The sequence below is a fragment of the Escherichia sp. WS1368 genome (assembly GCF_046487485.1).
Lineage (GTDB): Bacteria > Pseudomonadota > Gammaproteobacteria > Enterobacterales > Enterobacteriaceae > Escherichia > Escherichia coli.
The window spans coordinates 249,489-265,184 of record NZ_JBJQJI010000003.1; the positions used below are offsets into that span (position 1 = coordinate 249,489).

17 protein-coding genes and 1 riboswitch are annotated in these 15,696 nt (G+C 49.9%); of the genes, 8 read left to right on the forward strand and 9 right to left on the reverse strand.

Annotated features, from left to right (window positions below):
• Positions 1-18: 18 nt before the first annotated feature.
• The 5 genes from parE to nudF are packed head-to-tail and all read right to left on the reverse strand — an operon-like array spanning position 19 to position 4,425.
• A complete protein-coding gene (parE, locus tag ACJHYD_RS09925; RefSeq protein WP_000195296.1) occupies positions 19-1,911 on the reverse strand; it encodes a DNA topoisomerase IV subunit B in 1,893 nt (630 codons plus the stop codon).
• 28 nt (positions 1,912-1,939) lie between these two features.
• A complete protein-coding gene (gene yqiA / locus ACJHYD_RS09930; protein WP_001551663.1) occupies positions 1,940-2,521 on the reverse strand; it encodes an esterase YqiA in 582 nt (193 codons plus the stop codon).
• The gene (cpdA, locus tag ACJHYD_RS09935; protein WP_000444747.1) at positions 2,521-3,348 is read right to left on the reverse strand and encodes a 3',5'-cyclic-AMP phosphodiesterase; all 828 of its coding nucleotides are present in this window, start codon (positions 3,346-3,348) and stop codon (positions 2,521-2,523) included. Before cpdA ends, yqiA begins: the two co-directional genes overlap by 1 nt.
• Positions 3,349-3,372: 24 nt before the next feature.
• Positions 3,373-3,795 (reverse strand): DUF1249 family protein, encoded by a 423-nt coding sequence (locus ACJHYD_RS09940; protein ID WP_000833393.1) that lies wholly within the window; start codon positions 3,793-3,795, stop codon positions 3,373-3,375.
• The gene (gene nudF / locus ACJHYD_RS09945; protein WP_000917117.1) at positions 3,796-4,425 is read right to left on the reverse strand and encodes an ADP-ribose diphosphatase; all 630 of its coding nucleotides are present in this window, start codon (positions 4,423-4,425) and stop codon (positions 3,796-3,798) included.
• A 204-nt stretch (positions 4,426-4,629) separates the two neighbouring features.
• Between nudF and tolC the strand changes: the two genes are divergently transcribed.
• From tolC to dsbI, 6 genes are all read left to right on the forward strand, one after another.
• The gene (gene tolC, locus ACJHYD_RS09950) at positions 4,630-6,111 is read left to right on the forward strand and encodes an outer membrane channel protein TolC (RefSeq protein ID WP_000735278.1); all 1,482 of its coding nucleotides are present in this window, start codon (positions 4,630-4,632) and stop codon (positions 6,109-6,111) included.
• A gap of 147 nt (positions 6,112-6,258) precedes the next feature.
• The gene (locus tag ACJHYD_RS09955) at positions 6,259-6,930 is read left to right on the forward strand and encodes a DUF1190 family protein (protein WP_000831543.1); all 672 of its coding nucleotides are present in this window, start codon (positions 6,259-6,261) and stop codon (positions 6,928-6,930) included.
• 5 nt (positions 6,931-6,935) lie between these two features.
• A complete protein-coding gene (locus tag ACJHYD_RS09960; RefSeq protein WP_000442860.1) occupies positions 6,936-8,096 on the forward strand; it encodes a glutathionylspermidine synthase family protein in 1,161 nt (386 codons plus the stop codon).
• Between the two features lie 484 nt (positions 8,097-8,580).
• Complete coding sequence (locus ACJHYD_RS09965; RefSeq protein WP_001551664.1) at positions 8,581-10,377, forward strand: aryl-sulfate sulfotransferase; 1,797 nt, start codon at positions 8,581-8,583, stop codon at positions 10,375-10,377.
• Positions 10,378-10,394: 17 nt separating this feature from the next.
• Entirely contained in the window at positions 10,395-11,063 is a 669-nt protein-coding gene (locus ACJHYD_RS09970) for a thiol:disulfide interchange protein DsbA/DsbL (RefSeq protein WP_000040021.1), read from the forward strand.
• Positions 11,064-11,077: 14 nt separating this feature from the next.
• A complete protein-coding gene (dsbI, locus tag ACJHYD_RS09975; RefSeq protein WP_000511501.1) occupies positions 11,078-11,749 on the forward strand; it encodes a protein-disulfide oxidoreductase DsbI in 672 nt (223 codons plus the stop codon).
• A 45-nt stretch (positions 11,750-11,794) separates the two neighbouring features.
• On the opposite strand, the gene ygiD is transcribed toward dsbI, so the two are convergent.
• Positions 11,795-12,583 carry a 4,5-DOPA dioxygenase extradiol gene (gene ygiD, locus ACJHYD_RS09980; protein ID WP_001445835.1) on the reverse strand — a complete coding sequence of 263 codons (789 nt, stop codon included), beginning with the start codon at positions 12,581-12,583 and terminating at the stop codon, positions 11,795-11,797.
• 142 nt (positions 12,584-12,725) lie between these two features.
• On the opposite strand from ygiD, the gene zupT reads away from it, so the two are divergent.
• Positions 12,726-13,499, forward strand: coding sequence for a zinc transporter ZupT (gene zupT, locus ACJHYD_RS09985; protein WP_001295627.1), 774 nt, complete (start codon positions 12,726-12,728; stop codon positions 13,497-13,499).
• 57 nt (positions 13,500-13,556) lie between these two features.
• On the opposite strand, the gene yqiD is transcribed toward zupT, so the two are convergent.
• Both yqiD and ribB read right to left on the reverse strand, forming a co-directional pair.
• Positions 13,557-13,727, reverse strand: a complete 171-nt coding sequence (gene yqiD, locus ACJHYD_RS09990) for a protein YqiD (RefSeq protein WP_000469266.1) — start codon at positions 13,725-13,727, stop codon at positions 13,557-13,559.
• A gap of 261 nt (positions 13,728-13,988) precedes the next feature.
• Positions 13,989-14,642, reverse strand: coding sequence for a 3,4-dihydroxy-2-butanone-4-phosphate synthase (ribB, locus tag ACJHYD_RS09995; protein WP_001551665.1), 654 nt, complete (start codon positions 14,640-14,642; stop codon positions 13,989-13,991).
• Positions 14,643-14,745: 103 nt separating this feature from the next.
• A riboswitch (FMN riboswitch) is annotated at positions 14,746-14,894 on the reverse strand.
• Between the two features lie 121 nt (positions 14,895-15,015).
• Between ribB and ubiK the strand changes: the two genes are divergently transcribed.
• Positions 15,016-15,315 (forward strand): ubiquinone biosynthesis accessory factor UbiK, encoded by a 300-nt coding sequence (ubiK, locus tag ACJHYD_RS10000; protein WP_001298379.1) that lies wholly within the window; start codon positions 15,016-15,018, stop codon positions 15,313-15,315.
• Positions 15,316-15,349: 34 nt separating this feature from the next.
• On the opposite strand, the gene glgS is transcribed toward ubiK, so the two are convergent.
• Entirely contained in the window at positions 15,350-15,550 is a 201-nt protein-coding gene (gene glgS, locus ACJHYD_RS10005) for a cell surface composition regulator GlgS (RefSeq protein ID WP_001296424.1), read from the reverse strand.
• Positions 15,551-15,696 lie beyond the last annotated feature (146 nt).

Here is a 15,696-nt window from a genome sequence, read left to right on the forward strand (position 1 = left end):
CTTCTGGCGGGAGGATTATTAGACCTCAATCTCCGCCATGTCGCCTTTCTCTTGCAACCAGTTGCGGCGATCTTCCGAGCGTTTCTTCGCCAGCAGCATATCCATCATCGCGTCAGTACGCTGATCGTCTTCATCATCGATAGTCAACTGCACCAGACGGCGAGTGTTCGGATCAAGCGTGGTTTCACGCAATTGCATCGGGTTCATTTCCCCCAGACCTTTAAAACGCTGGACGTTCGGCTTGCCTTTCTTGCGTTTTAATTGCTCAAGTACGCCCTCTTTCTCTTCTTCCGTCAGCGCGTAATAAACCTCTTTCCCGAGATCAATACGGTAGAGCGGTGGCAGTGCGACGTAAACGTGACCGTGTTTCACCAACGCGCGGAAGTGTTTTACGAACAAAGCGCAGAGCAGCGTGGCAATGTGCAGACCATCAGAGTCCGCATCCGCGAGGATACAGATTTTGCCGTAACGAAGCTGGCTCAGATCGTCGCTGTCAGGATCGATACCGATCGCTACCGAAATATCGTGCACTTCCTGCGAAGCCAGCACTTCGTCGGAGGAGACTTCCCAGGTGTTAAGGATCTTACCTTTCAGTGGCATGATAGCCTGATATTCGCGATCGCGCGCCTGCTTGGCAGATCCGCCTGCGGAGTCACCTTCCACAAGGAACAGCTCGGTACGGTTAAGGTCCTGCGCGGTACAATCAGCCAGTTTGCCAGGCAACGCCGGGCCGCTGGTTAGCTTTTTACGCACCACTTTTTTAGCCGCACGCATACGACGCTGGGCGCTGGAAATCGCCATCTCTGCCAACAGCTCCGCCGCCTGAACGTTCTGGTTCAGCCACAGGATGAAGGCATCTTTCACCACGCCAGAAACGAATGCCGCACACTGACGCGAAGAGAGACGTTCTTTGGTCTGCCCGGCAAACTGCGGATCCTGCATTTTTACTGACAGCACATAGGCGCAGCGATCCCAGATATCTTCCGCCGACAGCTTCACGCCGCGCGGCAGAATGTTGCGATATTCACAGAACTCGCGCATCGCATCCAGCAGGCCCTGACGCAGGCCATTAACGTGCGTACCACCCTGCATCGTTGGGATCAGGTTGACGTAGCTTTCGGTCAGCAGTTCACCGCCTTCCGGCAGCCACAGTAGCGCCCAGTCCACCGCTTCAGTATCGCCAGCGAAATTACCGATAAACGGTTTTTCTGGCAGCGTCGGTAAACCGTTTACCGCTTCCGCCAGGTAATCATTCAGACCGTCCTGATAGCACCAGCGCTGTTCGGTGTTGTTGATCTCATCTTTAAAGGTGATCTCAACACCAGGGCACAGTACCGCTTTGGCTTTCAGCACATGTGTCAGGCGTGAAACAGAAAAACGCGGGCTGTCAAAGAAGGTTTCATCCGGCCAGAAGTGCACGCTGGTACCGGTATTGCGCTTACCGCAAGTGCCGACAACCTGTAAATCCTGCACCTTTTCGCCATTTTCAAAGGCGATGTTATAAACCTGACCATCGCGGCGTACGTTAACTTCTACGCGCTTCGACAGGGCGTTAACTACCGAAATCCCCACGCCATGCAGGCCGCCAGAGAACTGGTAGTTTTTGTTAGAGAATTTACCGCCTGCATGCAGACGGCAAAGAATCAGTTCAACCGCCGGTACACCCTCTTCCGGGTGAATATCCACCGGCATCCCGCGCCCATCGTCAATCACTTCTAACGACTGGTCAGCATGTAAGATTACATCCACGCGTTTTGCGTGACCCGCCAGTGCTTCATCGACACTGTTATCAATAACTTCTTGCCCCAAATGGTTAGGGCGAGTGGTATCGGTATACATCCCCGGACGGCGGCGAACCGGCTCAAGCCCGGTGAGTACCTCAATGGCATCAGCGTTATAAGTTTGCGTCATGGTTTAAGTTAGCAATTCGAGTTGATCGTCAGAGATGGTGCAGACCAAGAAAATCGACGATCGGGTTGAAATAATCTTCGAAGCCCGTGAATGCGTGGTTGCCGCCTTCTATGACAGTCTGGCGGCAGGAAGCGTAGTACGCCACCGCCTGGCGGTAATCCAGCACTTCATCTCCCGTCTGTTGCAGCAGCCAGATCAAATCCGGCGCTTCCAGCGGGTCAATCTGCATGACTTTGAGATCGTAAATATGGCGTGACTCTAGCACATATTGCTGCCCGGTGTAGGGGTTCTCGTTCTGACCGAGATAGTCCGTCAGCAGTTCAAACGGGCGCACCGCCGGGTTTACCACCACTGCGGGCAGCATAAAACATTGCGACAACCAGGTGGCGTAATATCCCCCCAGTGACGAACCGACAATACCCAGCGAATCGCCGCCATGTTCCAGGACAATGGATTCCAGCAGTTCTGCCGCGTCGGAAGGATACGGCGGCAACTGCGGAATGATCATCTCAACGTCAGGGTGATGTTCCGCCAGCCAGTTTTTTAACAAGCTCGCTTTTGCAGAGCGCGGCGAGCTGTTGAAACCGTGTAAATAAAGAAGCATAGACATCAGTAGCCTTCTGAAGCGGTATCAGGTTGGAAACGTGTGTCCGCCAGGCGATGCACCTCGGTGGTCAGCGTGCCATCAGCATGTAACTCGAGAGTACGCCAGCCGGGCGCGATGGTATCCAGCGTAAAGTTGGAACAGTGCGGCTTAAACTGCACACAGGTCGATGGCGTTGCCAACAGGCGGCGACCGTTCCAGTCGAGATCCAGCTCCTGATGAATATGACCGCACAGCAAGTATTTGACGTGCGGAAACTTCGCCAGCACGGTATCCAGTTCGCCCGCGTTACGCAGGCTGTGTTGGTCAAGCCAACTACAACCCGCAGGTAGCGGATGATGATGCAGCAGCAGCAACGTATGGCGTTCTGGCGCATCGGCCAGTTTACGTTCCAGCCACTCAAGCTGAAACTCGCTCAGCTCACCGTGCGGCACGCCAAACACCTGGCTATCCAGCAACAGGATTTGCCATTGCTCACCAATAAACACCCGCTTCGCCGGGGAGATACCCGCATCCTGTAACGCGCTGTACATCGCGGGCTGGAAATCGTGGTTGCCCGGCAGCCAGACGCAGGGCGCACGAAAACTTGCAATGCCTTCAGCGAAATGCTGATAGGCCGCAGAGGATTGATCCTGCGCTAAATCACCTGTCGCGACAATCAGGTCGAATTCGTGCTGGTGTGGCCGAATCGCCTCCAGCACCGCCTGGTAGCTTTCCCAGGTGTTTACCCCCAACAGGGCTTCGTGCTTTTGCGCAAACAGGTGAGTGTCGGTAATTTGTAAAATCCTGACTCTGGCCTCACCAGCCAGAGGAAGGGTTAACAGGCTTTCCAAATGGTGTCCTTAGGTTTCACGACGCTAATAAACCGGAATCGCCATCGCTCCATGTGCTAAACAGTATCGCAACCAGTCCGCTAAAAACTGATTAATTTGATGCTTTTCGTCGCGTTGATGCAACTTTTTATTAGGATAATCATACCGCGCTTTGAAGCGAAAAATCTGCTGGCTTGAACACACTTCAGCCACCATCGCGTCATGATACAGACGCACCGTCATTGACGGAAGGCTCCAGTAACTGATCGCGGGCGCAGTCTGTTCTATTGTCACCAGGGTAGTGTATCGGGTCGATTCCACAATCGTCAGCCGATATTGTGCGTTTGCCACCTGATAGCTTACAGTTTCGCCGGGTGCGTCATTGCGCGGTAACAAACGGCGCAATTGTGAAAAGTTCATCTCGCACAGGCGCATCATTTCAGGAAAGTCAGGTGTGTAACGCTTCATTTATGCCCACTCATTTTTTAACGCTTGATGATGCAGCTGCAGCCATTGCAAAGCGATGACCGACGCTGCGTTGTCGATTTTCCCCTCTTCTACCCACTGGTATGCCTGTTCCCGGCTTACCACATGAACGCGAATATCTTCGTTTTCATCAGCCAGACCGTGAATACCGCTTGCGGTCGTGGCGTCCACTTCGCCCACCATAATTGACGAACGCTCACTGGTGCCCCCCGGGCTTGCCAGGAAACTTAACACCGGTTTGGTCCGTTTGACTATCAGTCCCGCCTCTTCAATCGCTTCGCGACGGGCAACATCTTCCACACTTTCACCCTCTTCAATCATCCCGGCAACCATCTCCAGTAGCCAGGGGGTTTCGCTGGTGTCGTACGCGGCAATCCGAATCTGCTCAATCAGCACAACTTCATCACGCACTGGGTCAAAGGGTAGCAAGACTGCGGCGTGACCGCGCTCAAAAATTTCCCGCCGTACCTCATGACTCATTTGCCCGTTGAATAGACGATGACGAAATCTATAAAGATCTAATGAAAAAAAGCCGCGATAAAGTGTTTCTCGTGCAATAATTTCTACATCGTTTTTGCCAAATGTAACGGGCAGGTTGTCTGGCTTAAGCATTGTTAATGTCCTGGCACTAATAGTGAATTAAATGTGAATTTCAGCGACGTTTGACTGCCGTTTGAGCAGTCATGTGTTAAATTGAGGCACATTAACGCCCTATGGCACGTAACGCCAACCTTTTGCGGTAGCGGCTTCTGCTAGAATCCGCAATAATTTTACAGTTTGATCGCGCTAAATACTGCTTCACCACAAGGAATGCAAATGAAGAAATTGCTCCCCATTCTTATCGGCCTGAGCCTCTCTGGGTTCAGTTCGTTGAGCCAGGCCGAGAACCTGATGCAAGTTTATCAGCAAGCACGCCTTAGTAACCCGGAATTGCGTAAGTCTGCCGCCGATCGTGATGCTGCCTTTGAAAAAATTAATGAAGCGCGCAGTCCATTACTGCCACAGCTAGGTTTAGGTGCAGATTACACCTATAGCAACGGCTACCGCGACGCGAACGGCATCAACTCTAACGCGACCAGTGCGTCCCTGCAGTTAACTCAATCCATTTTTGATATGTCGAAATGGCGTGCGTTAACGCTGCAGGAAAAAGCAGCTGGGATTCAGGACGTCACGTATCAGACCGATCAACAAACCTTGATCCTCAACACCGCGACCGCTTATTTCAACGTGTTGAATGCTATTGACGTTCTTTCCTATACACAGGCGCAAAAAGAAGCGATCTACCGTCAATTAGATCAAACCACCCAACGTTTTAACGTGGGCCTGGTAGCGATCACTGACGTGCAGAACGCCCGCGCACAGTACGATACCGTGCTGGCGAACGAAGTGACCGCACGTAATAACCTTGATAACGCGGTAGAGCAGCTGCGCCAGATCACCGGTAACTACTATCCGGAACTGGCGGCGCTGAATGTCGAAAACTTTAAAACCGACAAACCACAGCCGGTTAACGCGCTGCTGAAAGAAGCCGAAAAACGCAACCTGTCGCTGTTACAGGCACGCTTGAGCCAGGACCTGGCGCGCGAGCAAATTCGCCAGGCGCAGGATGGTCACTTACCGACTCTGGATTTAACGGCTTCTACCGGGATTTCTGACACCTCATATAGCGGTTCGAAAACCCGAGGTGCCGCTGGTACCCAGTATGACGATAGCAATATGGGCCAGAACAAAGTTGGCCTGAGCTTCTCGCTGCCGATTTATCAGGGCGGAATGGTTAACTCGCAGGTGAAACAGGCCCAGTACAACTTTGTTGGTGCCAGTGAGCAACTGGAAAGCGCCCATCGTAGCGTCGTGCAAACCGTACGTTCCTCCTTCAACAACATTAATGCTTCTATCAGTAGCATTAACGCCTACAAACAAGCCGTAGTTTCCGCTCAAAGCTCATTAGATGCGATGGAAGCGGGCTATTCGGTCGGTACGCGTACCATTGTTGATGTGTTGGATGCGACCACCACGCTGTACAACGCCAAGCAAGAGCTGGCGAATGCGCGTTATAACTACCTGATTAATCAGCTGAATATTAAGTCAGCCCTGGGTACGTTGAACGAGCAGGATCTGCTGGCACTGAACAATGCGCTGAGCAAACCGGTTTCCACTAATCCGGAAAACGTTGCCCCGCAAACGCCGGAACAGAATGCTATTGCTGATGGTTATGCGCCTGATAGCCCGGCACCCGTCGTTCAGCAAACATCCGCACGCACTACCACCAGTAACGGTCATAACCCTTTCCGTAACTGACGACGACGACGGGGCTTCGGCCCCGTCTGAACGTAAGGCAACGTAAAGATACGGGTTATCTGCCGCATTCTTCCCCCTTCTCGCTTCAATTTCGACCAGCCATCCTCTATTCTGATGGGTATTTACCACTGGTCCCGGAAGACAAAAATGAAACGGACAAAATCCATACGCCACGCATCGTTCCGCAAAAACTGGAGCGCACGCCATCTGACACCAGTCGCTCTCGCGGTTGCCACTGTTTTTATGCTGGCTGGCTGTGAAAAGAGTGATGAAACAGTGTCTCTCTATCAAAATGCTGACGACTGTTCAGCTGCAAACCCAGGCAAAAGCGCCGAATGTACCACCGCGTACAACAATGCGCTGAAAGAAGCCGAACGTACTGCGCCGAAATACGCCACCCGTGAAGACTGTGTTGCTGAATTTGGTGAAGGTCAGTGCCAGCAGGCACCAGCCCAGGCTGGCATGGCACCAGAAAACCAGGCGCAGGCCCAGCAATCCAGCGGGAGTTTCTGGATGCCGCTGATGGCCGGTTACATGATGGGTCGTCTGATGGGCGGCGGCGCGGGATTTGCACAGCAGCCGCTGTTCTCCTCGAAAAACCCGGCCAGCCCGGCTTACGGTAAATATACCGACGCGACCGGTAAAAACTATGGCGCAGCCCAGCCAGGCCGCACCATGACCGTACCGAAGACGGCAATGGCACCAAAACCGGCGACCACTACTACTGTTACCCGTGGCGGTTTTGGTGAATCTGTTGCCAAACAAAGCACTATGCAGCGTAGCGCAACCGGCACCTCTTCTCGTTCAATGGGTGGCTGATACCGATGGAAAGAGTCAGTATTACCGAGCGCCCGGACTGGCGCGAAAAAGCCCACGAATACGGTTTCAATTTTCACACCATGTACGGCGAACCGTACTGGTGTGAAGATGCTTACTACAAGTTGACCCTCGCCCAGGTTGAAAAGCTGGAAGAAGTCACCGCCGAACTGCACCAGATGTGCCTGAAAGTGGTTGAAAAAGTGATCGCCAGCGATGAGCTGATGACCAAATTCCGCATTCCAAAACACACCTGGAGTTTTGTGCGCCAGTCATGGCTGACTCACCAGCCATCGCTTTATTCGCGTCTTGATCTGGCGTGGGATGGTACTGGCGAGCCTAAACTTCTGGAAAATAACGCCGATACGCCAACGTCACTGTATGAAGCCGCATTCTTTCAGTGGATCTGGCTGGAAGATCAGCTTAACGCCGGTAACCTGCCGGAAGGCAGCGACCAGTTTAACAGTCTGCAAGAGAAGCTGATCGATCGCTTTGTCGAGCTGCGTGAACAGTATGGCTTCCAGTTGCTGCATCTCACCTGCTGTCGCGACACGGTGGAAGATCGCGGAACCATTCAGTATTTGCAGGACTGCGCGACAGAAGCTGAAATCGCTACTGAATTCCTCTACATCGACGATATCGGTTTAGGCGAAAAAGGTCAGTTCACGGATTTACAGGATCAGGTGATTTCTAACCTGTTCAAGCTGTATCCGTGGGAATTTATGCTGCGTGAGATGTTCTCCACCAAGCTGGAGGATGCAGGCGTACGCTGGCTGGAACCGGCGTGGAAGAGCATTATCTCCAACAAAGCGCTTCTGCCGCTACTGTGGGAGATGTTCCCGAATCACCCGAACCTGCTGCCTGCTTATTTTGCGGAAGATGATCATCCGCAAATGGAAAAATATGTGGTTAAACCGATCTTCTCCCGTGAAGGCGCAAACGTGTCGATCATTGAGAACGGCAAAACCATTGAAGCAGCGGAAGGTCCGTATGGCGAAGAAGGGATGATTGTTCAGCAATTCCACCCGTTACCGAAATTCGGCGACAGCTATATGCTGATTGGTAGCTGGCTGGTGAACGATCAACCTGCCGGAATTGGCATTCGTGAAGACCGTGCATTGATCACCCAGGATATGTCTCGGTTTTATCCGCATATTTTTGTTGAGTAATACTGTTCAATATTGCCCCGTTTACCGGGGCAATTTATTATACTTCGCAAATCATCACCCCCATCTATATATAATCAATCACATCCATCACTTTTATTTAACATTAATTCCTAATTTAATATTAAATCGTCATATGTAAGCGATACTGTAATTAAATTAATCAATAAAATCACTTGGTAACCTATTGTTTTATAAGTTTATTTATATCCAACACCGCATCAGAAATAGATTTAATAATTAAAAAACAATGTCGCTGGGATCACACTACACAATATTGAATATTGTTATTGATATATTGCCCACCTAGTATCGACCAAAAGAAAATATTTGTTACAGAGAAATACAAAAAATCTAAAACCAGTAAAAAATATTCATAACGATTATTATTAATACATTTTAATTCACAAAACAAATTTATTAGCACCACCTCAACAGTCGATATTCATCATTATTATATATTTGCGTTATATAAGGAGATATATCCATGTTTGATAAATATAGAAAAACTCTGGTAGCCGGAGCTGTGGCGATAACTCTGGGTTTGTCAGCACCGGGGGTGATGGCAGCAGGTTTTAAACCCGCACCACCTGCCGGGCAACTGGGTGCGGTCATTGTCGATCCCTACGGCAATGCACCACTGACCGCTTTGGTTGACTTAGATAGCCATGTCATTTCTGATGTCAAAGTTACCGTCCATGGGAAGGGCGAAAAAGGCGTAGAAATCAGCTATCCCGTGGGTCAGGAATCACTAAAAACTTATGATGGTGTACCGATTTTTGGTCTTTATCAGAAATTTGCTAACAAAGTGACCGTTGAGTGGAAAGAAAACGGCAAGGTCATGAAAGATGATTATGTGGTGCACACTTCGGCCATCGTCAATAATTACATGGATAACCGCTCTATCTCCGATTTACAACAGACCAAAGTTATTAAAGTCGCACCGGGTTTTGAAGATCGCCTCTATCTGGTTAATACCCACACCTTTACCGCCCAAGGTTCCGATCTCCACTGGCATGGTGAGAAAGATAAAAATGCCGGTATCCTTGATGCGGGTCCGGCAACCGGCGCACTACCTTTTGATATCGCGCCCTTTACTTTCATCGTCGATACCAAAGGTGAATACCGCTGGTGGCTGGATCAAGACACTTTCTACGATGGTCGTGACCGCGATATCAACAAGCGTGGTTATCTGATGGGTATCCGCGAAACGCCACGCGGCACCTTTACCGCTGTACAAGGTCAGCACTGGTACGAGTTCGACATGATGGGGCAGGTGCTCGAAGATCACAAACTACCGCGCGGATTTGCTGACGCCACTCATGAGTCCATTGAGACGCCTAATGGCACAGTATTGTTGCGCGTAGGTAAGAGCAATTACCGTCGCGATGACGGCGTACACGTCACCACCATTCGTGACCATATTCTCGAAGTCGATAAATCTGGTCGCGTTGTCGATGTATGGGATCTGACCAAGATCCTCGATCCGAAACGCGATGCACTGCTCGGCGCGCTGGATGCAGGTGCAGTTTGCGTTAACGTTGACCTTGCCCATGCAGGACAACAGGCAAAACTGGAACCAGATACACCGTTCGGCGACGCGCTGGGTGTAGGGCCAGGTCGTAACTGGGCGCACGTTAACTCAATCGCCTATGACGCAAAAGATGACTCAATCATCCTCTCCTCTCGCCACCAGGGTGTTGTGAAAATTGGTCGTGATAAGCAAGTGAAATGGATCCTTGCGCCCTCTAAAGGTTGGGAAAAACCGCTGGCCAGCAAGCTGCTGAAACCGGTTGATGCTAACGGTAAGCCAATTACCTGTAACGAAAATGGCCTGTGCGAAAACTCAGACTTCGACTTTACCTACACCCAGCATACCGCCTGGATTTCCAGCAAAGGAACGCTCACGATTTTTGATAATGGCGATGGGCGTCATCTGGAACAACCTGCCTTACCAACCATGAAATACTCCCGCTTTGTGGAATATAAGATTGATGAGAAGAAAGGCACCGTTCAGCAAGTGTGGGAATACGGTAAAGAACGTGGCTACGATTTCTATAGCCCGATTACCTCCATCATTGAATATCAAGCCGACCGTAACACCATGTTTGGCTTCGGTGGTTCTATTCATTTGTTCGATGTCGGGCAGCCAACCGTCGGTAAGTTGAACGAAATCGATTACAAAACCAAAGAAGTGAAAGTGGAAATCGACGTGCTGTCAGATAAACCCAATCAGACTCACTATCGTGCACTGTTAGTCCGTCCACAACAGATGTTCAAATAATTAAGAAGGGAATAAAAATGTCGAAATTAGGGATCTCATCACTATTTAAAACCATACTGCTTACCGCAGCTTTGGCTGTTTCATTTACCGCTTCTGCATTTACCGAAGGCACGGATTACATGGTTCTGGAAAAACCTATTCCGAATGCCGACAAAACGCTGATTAAGGTATTTAGCTACGCCTGCCCGTTCTGTTACAAGTACGACAAAGCGGTTACCGGTCCGGTATCGGAAAAAGTGAAAGATATCGTTGCTTTTACTCCATTCCATCTGGAAACAAAAGGTGAATACGGCAAACAAGCAAGCGAAGTCTTTGCGGTCTTGATCAATAAAGATAAAGCAGCAGGTATTTCATTATTTGATGCTAACTCTCAGTTTAAGAAAGCCAAGTTTGCTTATTACGCGGCTTATCATGACAAAAAAGAACGCTGGTCTGATGGTAAAGATCCGGCTGCCTTTATCAAAACCGGACTGGACGCCGCAGGTATGAGTCAGGCCGATTTTGAAGCCGCGCTGAAAGAGCCTGCAGTTCAGGAAACGCTGGAAAAATGGAAAGCCTCTTATGAAGTTGCAAAAATCCAGGGCGTTCCGGCGTATGTCGTCAATGGTAAATACCTGATCTACACCAAGAGTATTAAATCTATTGACTCAATGGCAGACCTTATCCGCGAGTTAGCAAGCAAATAACAGGGAAACAGGCTATGGGTATTAAGGGAATGTGGAAAGACCTTCGCACTTCACCGGTGGACACGCTGGTAAGATGGCAAGAACAACGTTTTTTGTGGTTGTTAATGGCCATTGCGATGGGCGCGTTAATTATCCTGGCGCACTCTTTCTTCCAGATCTATCTCTACATGGCACCCTGTGAGCAATGTGTATACATTCGCTACGCCATGTTTGTGATGGTTATTGGAGGATTGGTTGCAGCGATCAACCCAAAGAACATCATCCTAAAGCTAATTGGCTGCGTGATGGCATTTTACGGCAGCATTTTGGGACTGAAGTTTTCGCTCAAACTGAACGATATCCACCATGCAGTACATAATCCGGATCCCGATTCACTGTTTGGCGTACAGGGTTGCTCTACCGATCCAACTTTTCCCTTTAACCTGCCGCTGGCACAGTGGGCACCAAATTGGTTCAAGCCTACCGGGGATTGTGGCTATGACGCACCAATCGTTCCTGATGGCGTCACACTGAGCAGCACGCAACAGTGGTTTGTGGAAATGTATCAGCAATCTGAAGGCTGGTATCTGCTACCACCATGGCATTTTATGAATATGGCTCAGGCTTGTATGCTGGCTTTTGGTATGTGTCTGGTGCTGCTGGTCATTATGAGTGGCGCATGGGCGCTTAAAATCATCAGAGGCTAACTCAGCAACACCCGAAGCCAGTCGTTCTGGCTTCGGGTTCTTTTATTAACCTATCTGCACCGACAGCATACTTAAACTGCCCATTTCTATACCATCGACAGGAATGGTAATTGGCTCCTGCCCATCCCACGCCCCTAAGACATACAACAACGGCAGATAGTGCTCTGGCGTTGGGTTCGATAACGCGCCACCTTCATGGTCGAGATAATTCACCAGAGGATGTTGTTCCACTGGCCCTTGCCACGTCAGATTCGCTTTCACATACTCATTAAACGACGTCGCCCACGGATACGGTGAACTATCACCGTGCCACTTCACTGTACGCAGGTTATGCACCACGTTGCCACTGGCGACCAACATTATCCCTTCATCACGCAGCGCCGCGAGTTTGCGCCCCATTTCGAAATGCCAGGCGGCAGGTTTGCTACTGTCGATACTCAACTGCACCATCGGGATATCGGCGTCAGGGTACATCTTAATCAGCACTCCCCAGGAACCGTGGTCAAAGCCCCAGGCTTCTTTATCCAGCTCCACCGGGACCGGCGCTAACAGCTCAACCAGATGCTGTGCCAGCGCAGGCGAACCCGGAGCAGGATAATGCGTGTCGTACAGCGCCTGCGGGAAGCCACCAAAGTCATGAATCGTGGGCGGCGTCTCCATCGCGGTCACTCCTGTTCCACGGGTAAACCAGTGAGCCGAAACCACCACAATCGCTTGCGGGCGTGGCAATGTCATCCCCAACTTCTGCCAGCTGCGGGTATACAAATTATCTTCCAGCACGTTCATCGGACTACCGTGACCTAAAAACAATGCTGGCATACGTGTTGAAGACATGATGATATCCTTAACTAAAGGTGTCATTTTGATATCCTCACAATACGCTTGTTCGGCGGAGTAAGAACCCGGATAACAATGATGATGATCATCAGTTATTTTGACGATCTGCCTGAAGGTGAAGATTTATAAGGAGTTGTCGATGTCAGTACCTCTCATTCTGACCATACTGGCGGGGGCAGCCACGTTTATTGGCGCGTTTCTCGGCGTTCTCGGGCAAAAACCCTCGAACCGCTTACTGGCGTTTTCGCTAGGATTTGCGGCGGGGATCATGTTGCTCATCTCATTAATGGAAATGCTTCCTGCCGCACTAGCAGCTGAAGGAATGTCGCCTGTGTTGGGTTATGGAATGTTTATCTTCGGTCTGCTTGGCTATTTTGGCCTGGACCGCATGTTGCCACATGCGCATCCGCAGGATTTAATGCAAAAATCGGTGCAGCCGTTGCCAAAATCGATCAAGCGCACAGCCATTCTGCTCACTCTCGGTATCAGTCTGCATAACTTCCCGGAAGGGATTGCCACCTTTGTTACAGCAAGCAGCAACCTGGAGCTGGGCTTTGGCATCGCACTGGCCGTTGCGTTACACAATATTCCTGAAGGTCTGGCGGTTGCAGGCCCGGTTTACGCGGCAACGGGGTCTAAACGCACCGCGATTCTTTGGGCGGGGATTTCTGGACTGGCAGAAATTCTTGGTGGTGTGCTGGCGTGGTTAATCCTCGGTAGCATGATTTCCCCGGTGGTCATGGCGGCAATCATGGCGGCGGTTGCAGGAATTATGGTGGCGCTCTCGGTTGATGAATTAATGCCGCTCGCCAAAGAGATTGACCCTAATAATAACCCCAGCTATGGCGTACTATGTGGAATGTCAGTGATGGGATTCAGTTTAGTGCTGCTACAAACGGCGGGAATTGGTTAAAAACAACATCAGAAGTTGTCCAGCGCATGGACAACTTCTGCCAGCTTCACGAAAGCCTTATTCTACCTTTTCGGCTGTCTCTTCTCTCGTACTGTTTAAGTATTTGTTCCGCGCTTCAAGCAGTGCGTCTCTGTCCTGGCGAAACGCCCGACAATAACGTTTCAAATGCAGGAAATAACCCACCACAACCAGAGCAATCAATACAATCCAGTACCAGGCGATAAACATCCTTTTACCCTTAATATTTAACAATACTAAACATTTAGCGCATAAATTTCACATATCCTTTTTCGGATATATTCATATGGTCGCATAATAACGGAACAATTATATGATTTTGATCATAATGAAAAAGAATGCCTGATATTAATGAAATTTTCTCATAGAAAGAGAAGCGGAATTAACATCTTGCATAGCAGGGAAAAATAAAAACCGAAGCCTGCTACAACTTCGGTTTCTTGATTAAGGCAGTAAATTAAGCAGCGGTTTTCAGCTGGCTTTACGCTCATGTGCCTGACGATAAGCCACCAGGTCTTCAATAGTCACGAGCGCCATATTGTGTTTATTGGCAAACTCAATGCACTCTGGTGCACGCGCCATCGTGCCATCGTCATTAGTCAGCTCACACAGCACACCAGCCGGTTTAAAGCCTGCCAGCGTCATCAGATCAATAGTCGCTTCAGTATGGCCGCCACGCGTCAGTACACCACCAGCCTGAGCGCGAAGTGGGAAAACGTGGCCCGGGCGATTCAGATCAGAAGGTTTTGCGTCATCGGCAATCGCTGCGCGAACGGTCATAATACGGTCAGCGGCAGAAACACCGGTAGTCACACCTTCAGCCGCTTCAATGGTCACGGTAAAACCGGTGCCATAGGCGCTGGTGTTATTTTCTACCATCATTGGCAGATCAAGTTGTTTACGGCGATCTTCAGTAATGCACAGGCAAACAATACCGCTACCGTGGCGAATGGTCAGCGCCATCTGCTCAACGGTCATGGTTTCTGCCGGGAAGATCATATCGCCTTCGTTTTCACGGTCTTCATCATCAAGCACCATTACACCGCGTCCTTCACGCAGCGCAGCCAGTGCATTTTCAACACGTTCGAAAGGCGTACCAAAAGAGGAAAGTAGCGTCTGATTCATGGTAAAAAAACCTCACTAAAATTATGGTTACCAGAATCAGGGCAGTCTTAGGAGTGGCGGCATATAGCCAAAATAACGTGAGCGGGTCCATGCCCGACAGAATCGTTACTCTCTCCCATCCGGACTCTAACCGTCGGCCCCGGAATTACACCGGATCTGCTGTCCTTTGAGTTCGCACCCAAAGCGCTCGCGGGCTTTCAACTGAGTTGATTTACCGCCGGTGGGGAATTTCGCCCCGCCCTGAGAATAAGCGGATTCACTATAACGCTAATGATTAGCGGCAGCAACGCATAGCTTCACATAATTCTGGTTTATGACTTACCCTTATCGCACTACAATGGCACTCAACACCTATCAGTACAGGGAAACTACAATGATTGACCCGAAAAAAATTGAGCAAATCGCTCGCCAGGTTCACGAATCAATGCCTAAAGGAATCAGGGAGTTCGGGGAAGATGTGGAGAAAAAAATCCGCCAAACCCTACAAGCGCAGCTGACGCGTCTCGATCTGGTAAGCCGCGAAGAATTCGACGTTCAGACGCAAGTCCTGTTACGGACTCGTGAAAAACTGGCGTTACTGGAGCAGCGCATCAGTGAACTGGAAGCGCGCAATAATTCGGTAGCAGATCTTCAATCTCCTCCGGCTATCCCGCCTATTGATAAAGCAGAATAAAGCAACACAAAAACGGGCCAGACGGCCCGTAATATCAGTGTTCTAATTCAAGTTCTCTGGTTTGCATCATCTGTTGGCAATACCAGGCATAACGTGCGCAAAACCAGGTTCTATGTTCTTCATCCATGTTACCAGTAACGGCCAGAATATCGACCGGGCGACCTTCTGCGTGCATTCTGGCAAAACTACGCGCCAGGAAATCGAAATTATTTAAAGAATTAAGACTATGATCCATAAGCACATCCTCCGGTTATCGCATACCTTTTAAGGCCATATGCTTTTTCTGATTTCAGTATTCCCCAATCAGTGTAGTGCCTTTAAACATAACGTGCGTAAATATATTGTCCCCGATCACACTTTTTAGTGAAAAAATAAAAAACC

Coding starts and splice junctions, on each gene's coding strand:
- parE (WP_000195296.1), bottom strand. CDS start 1,911: ATGACGCAAACTTATAACGCTGATGCCATTGAGGTACTCACCGGGCTT.
- yqiA (WP_001551663.1), bottom strand. CDS start 2,521: ATGTCTATGCTTCTTTATTTACACGGTTTCAACAGCTCGCCGCGCTCT.
- ACJHYD_RS09940 (WP_000833393.1), bottom strand. CDS start 3,795: ATGAAGCGTTACACACCTGACTTTCCTGAAATGATGCGCCTGTGCGAG.
- nudF (WP_000917117.1), bottom strand. CDS start 4,425: ATGCTTAAGCCAGACAACCTGCCCGTTACATTTGGCAAAAACGATGTA.
- tolC (WP_000735278.1), top strand. CDS start 4,630: ATGAAGAAATTGCTCCCCATTCTTATCGGCCTGAGCCTCTCTGGGTTC.
- ACJHYD_RS09955 (WP_000831543.1), top strand. CDS start 6,259: ATGAAACGGACAAAATCCATACGCCACGCATCGTTCCGCAAAAACTGG.
- ACJHYD_RS09960 (WP_000442860.1), top strand. CDS start 6,936: ATGGAAAGAGTCAGTATTACCGAGCGCCCGGACTGGCGCGAAAAAGCC.
- ACJHYD_RS09965 (WP_001551664.1), top strand. CDS start 8,581: ATGTTTGATAAATATAGAAAAACTCTGGTAGCCGGAGCTGTGGCGATA.
- ACJHYD_RS09970 (WP_000040021.1), top strand. CDS start 10,395: ATGTCGAAATTAGGGATCTCATCACTATTTAAAACCATACTGCTTACC.
- dsbI (WP_000511501.1), top strand. CDS start 11,078: ATGGGTATTAAGGGAATGTGGAAAGACCTTCGCACTTCACCGGTGGAC.
- ygiD (WP_001445835.1), bottom strand. CDS start 12,583: ATGTCTTCAACACGTATGCCAGCATTGTTTTTAGGTCACGGTAGTCCG.
- zupT (WP_001295627.1), top strand. CDS start 12,726: ATGTCAGTACCTCTCATTCTGACCATACTGGCGGGGGCAGCCACGTTT.
- yqiD (WP_000469266.1), bottom strand. CDS start 13,727: ATGTTTATCGCCTGGTACTGGATTGTATTGATTGCTCTGGTTGTGGTG.
- ribB (WP_001551665.1), bottom strand. CDS start 14,642: ATGAATCAGACGCTACTTTCCTCTTTTGGTACGCCTTTCGAACGTGTT.
- ubiK (WP_001298379.1), top strand. CDS start 15,016: ATGATTGACCCGAAAAAAATTGAGCAAATCGCTCGCCAGGTTCACGAA.
- glgS (WP_001296424.1), bottom strand. CDS start 15,550: ATGGATCATAGTCTTAATTCTTTAAATAATTTCGATTTCCTGGCGCGT.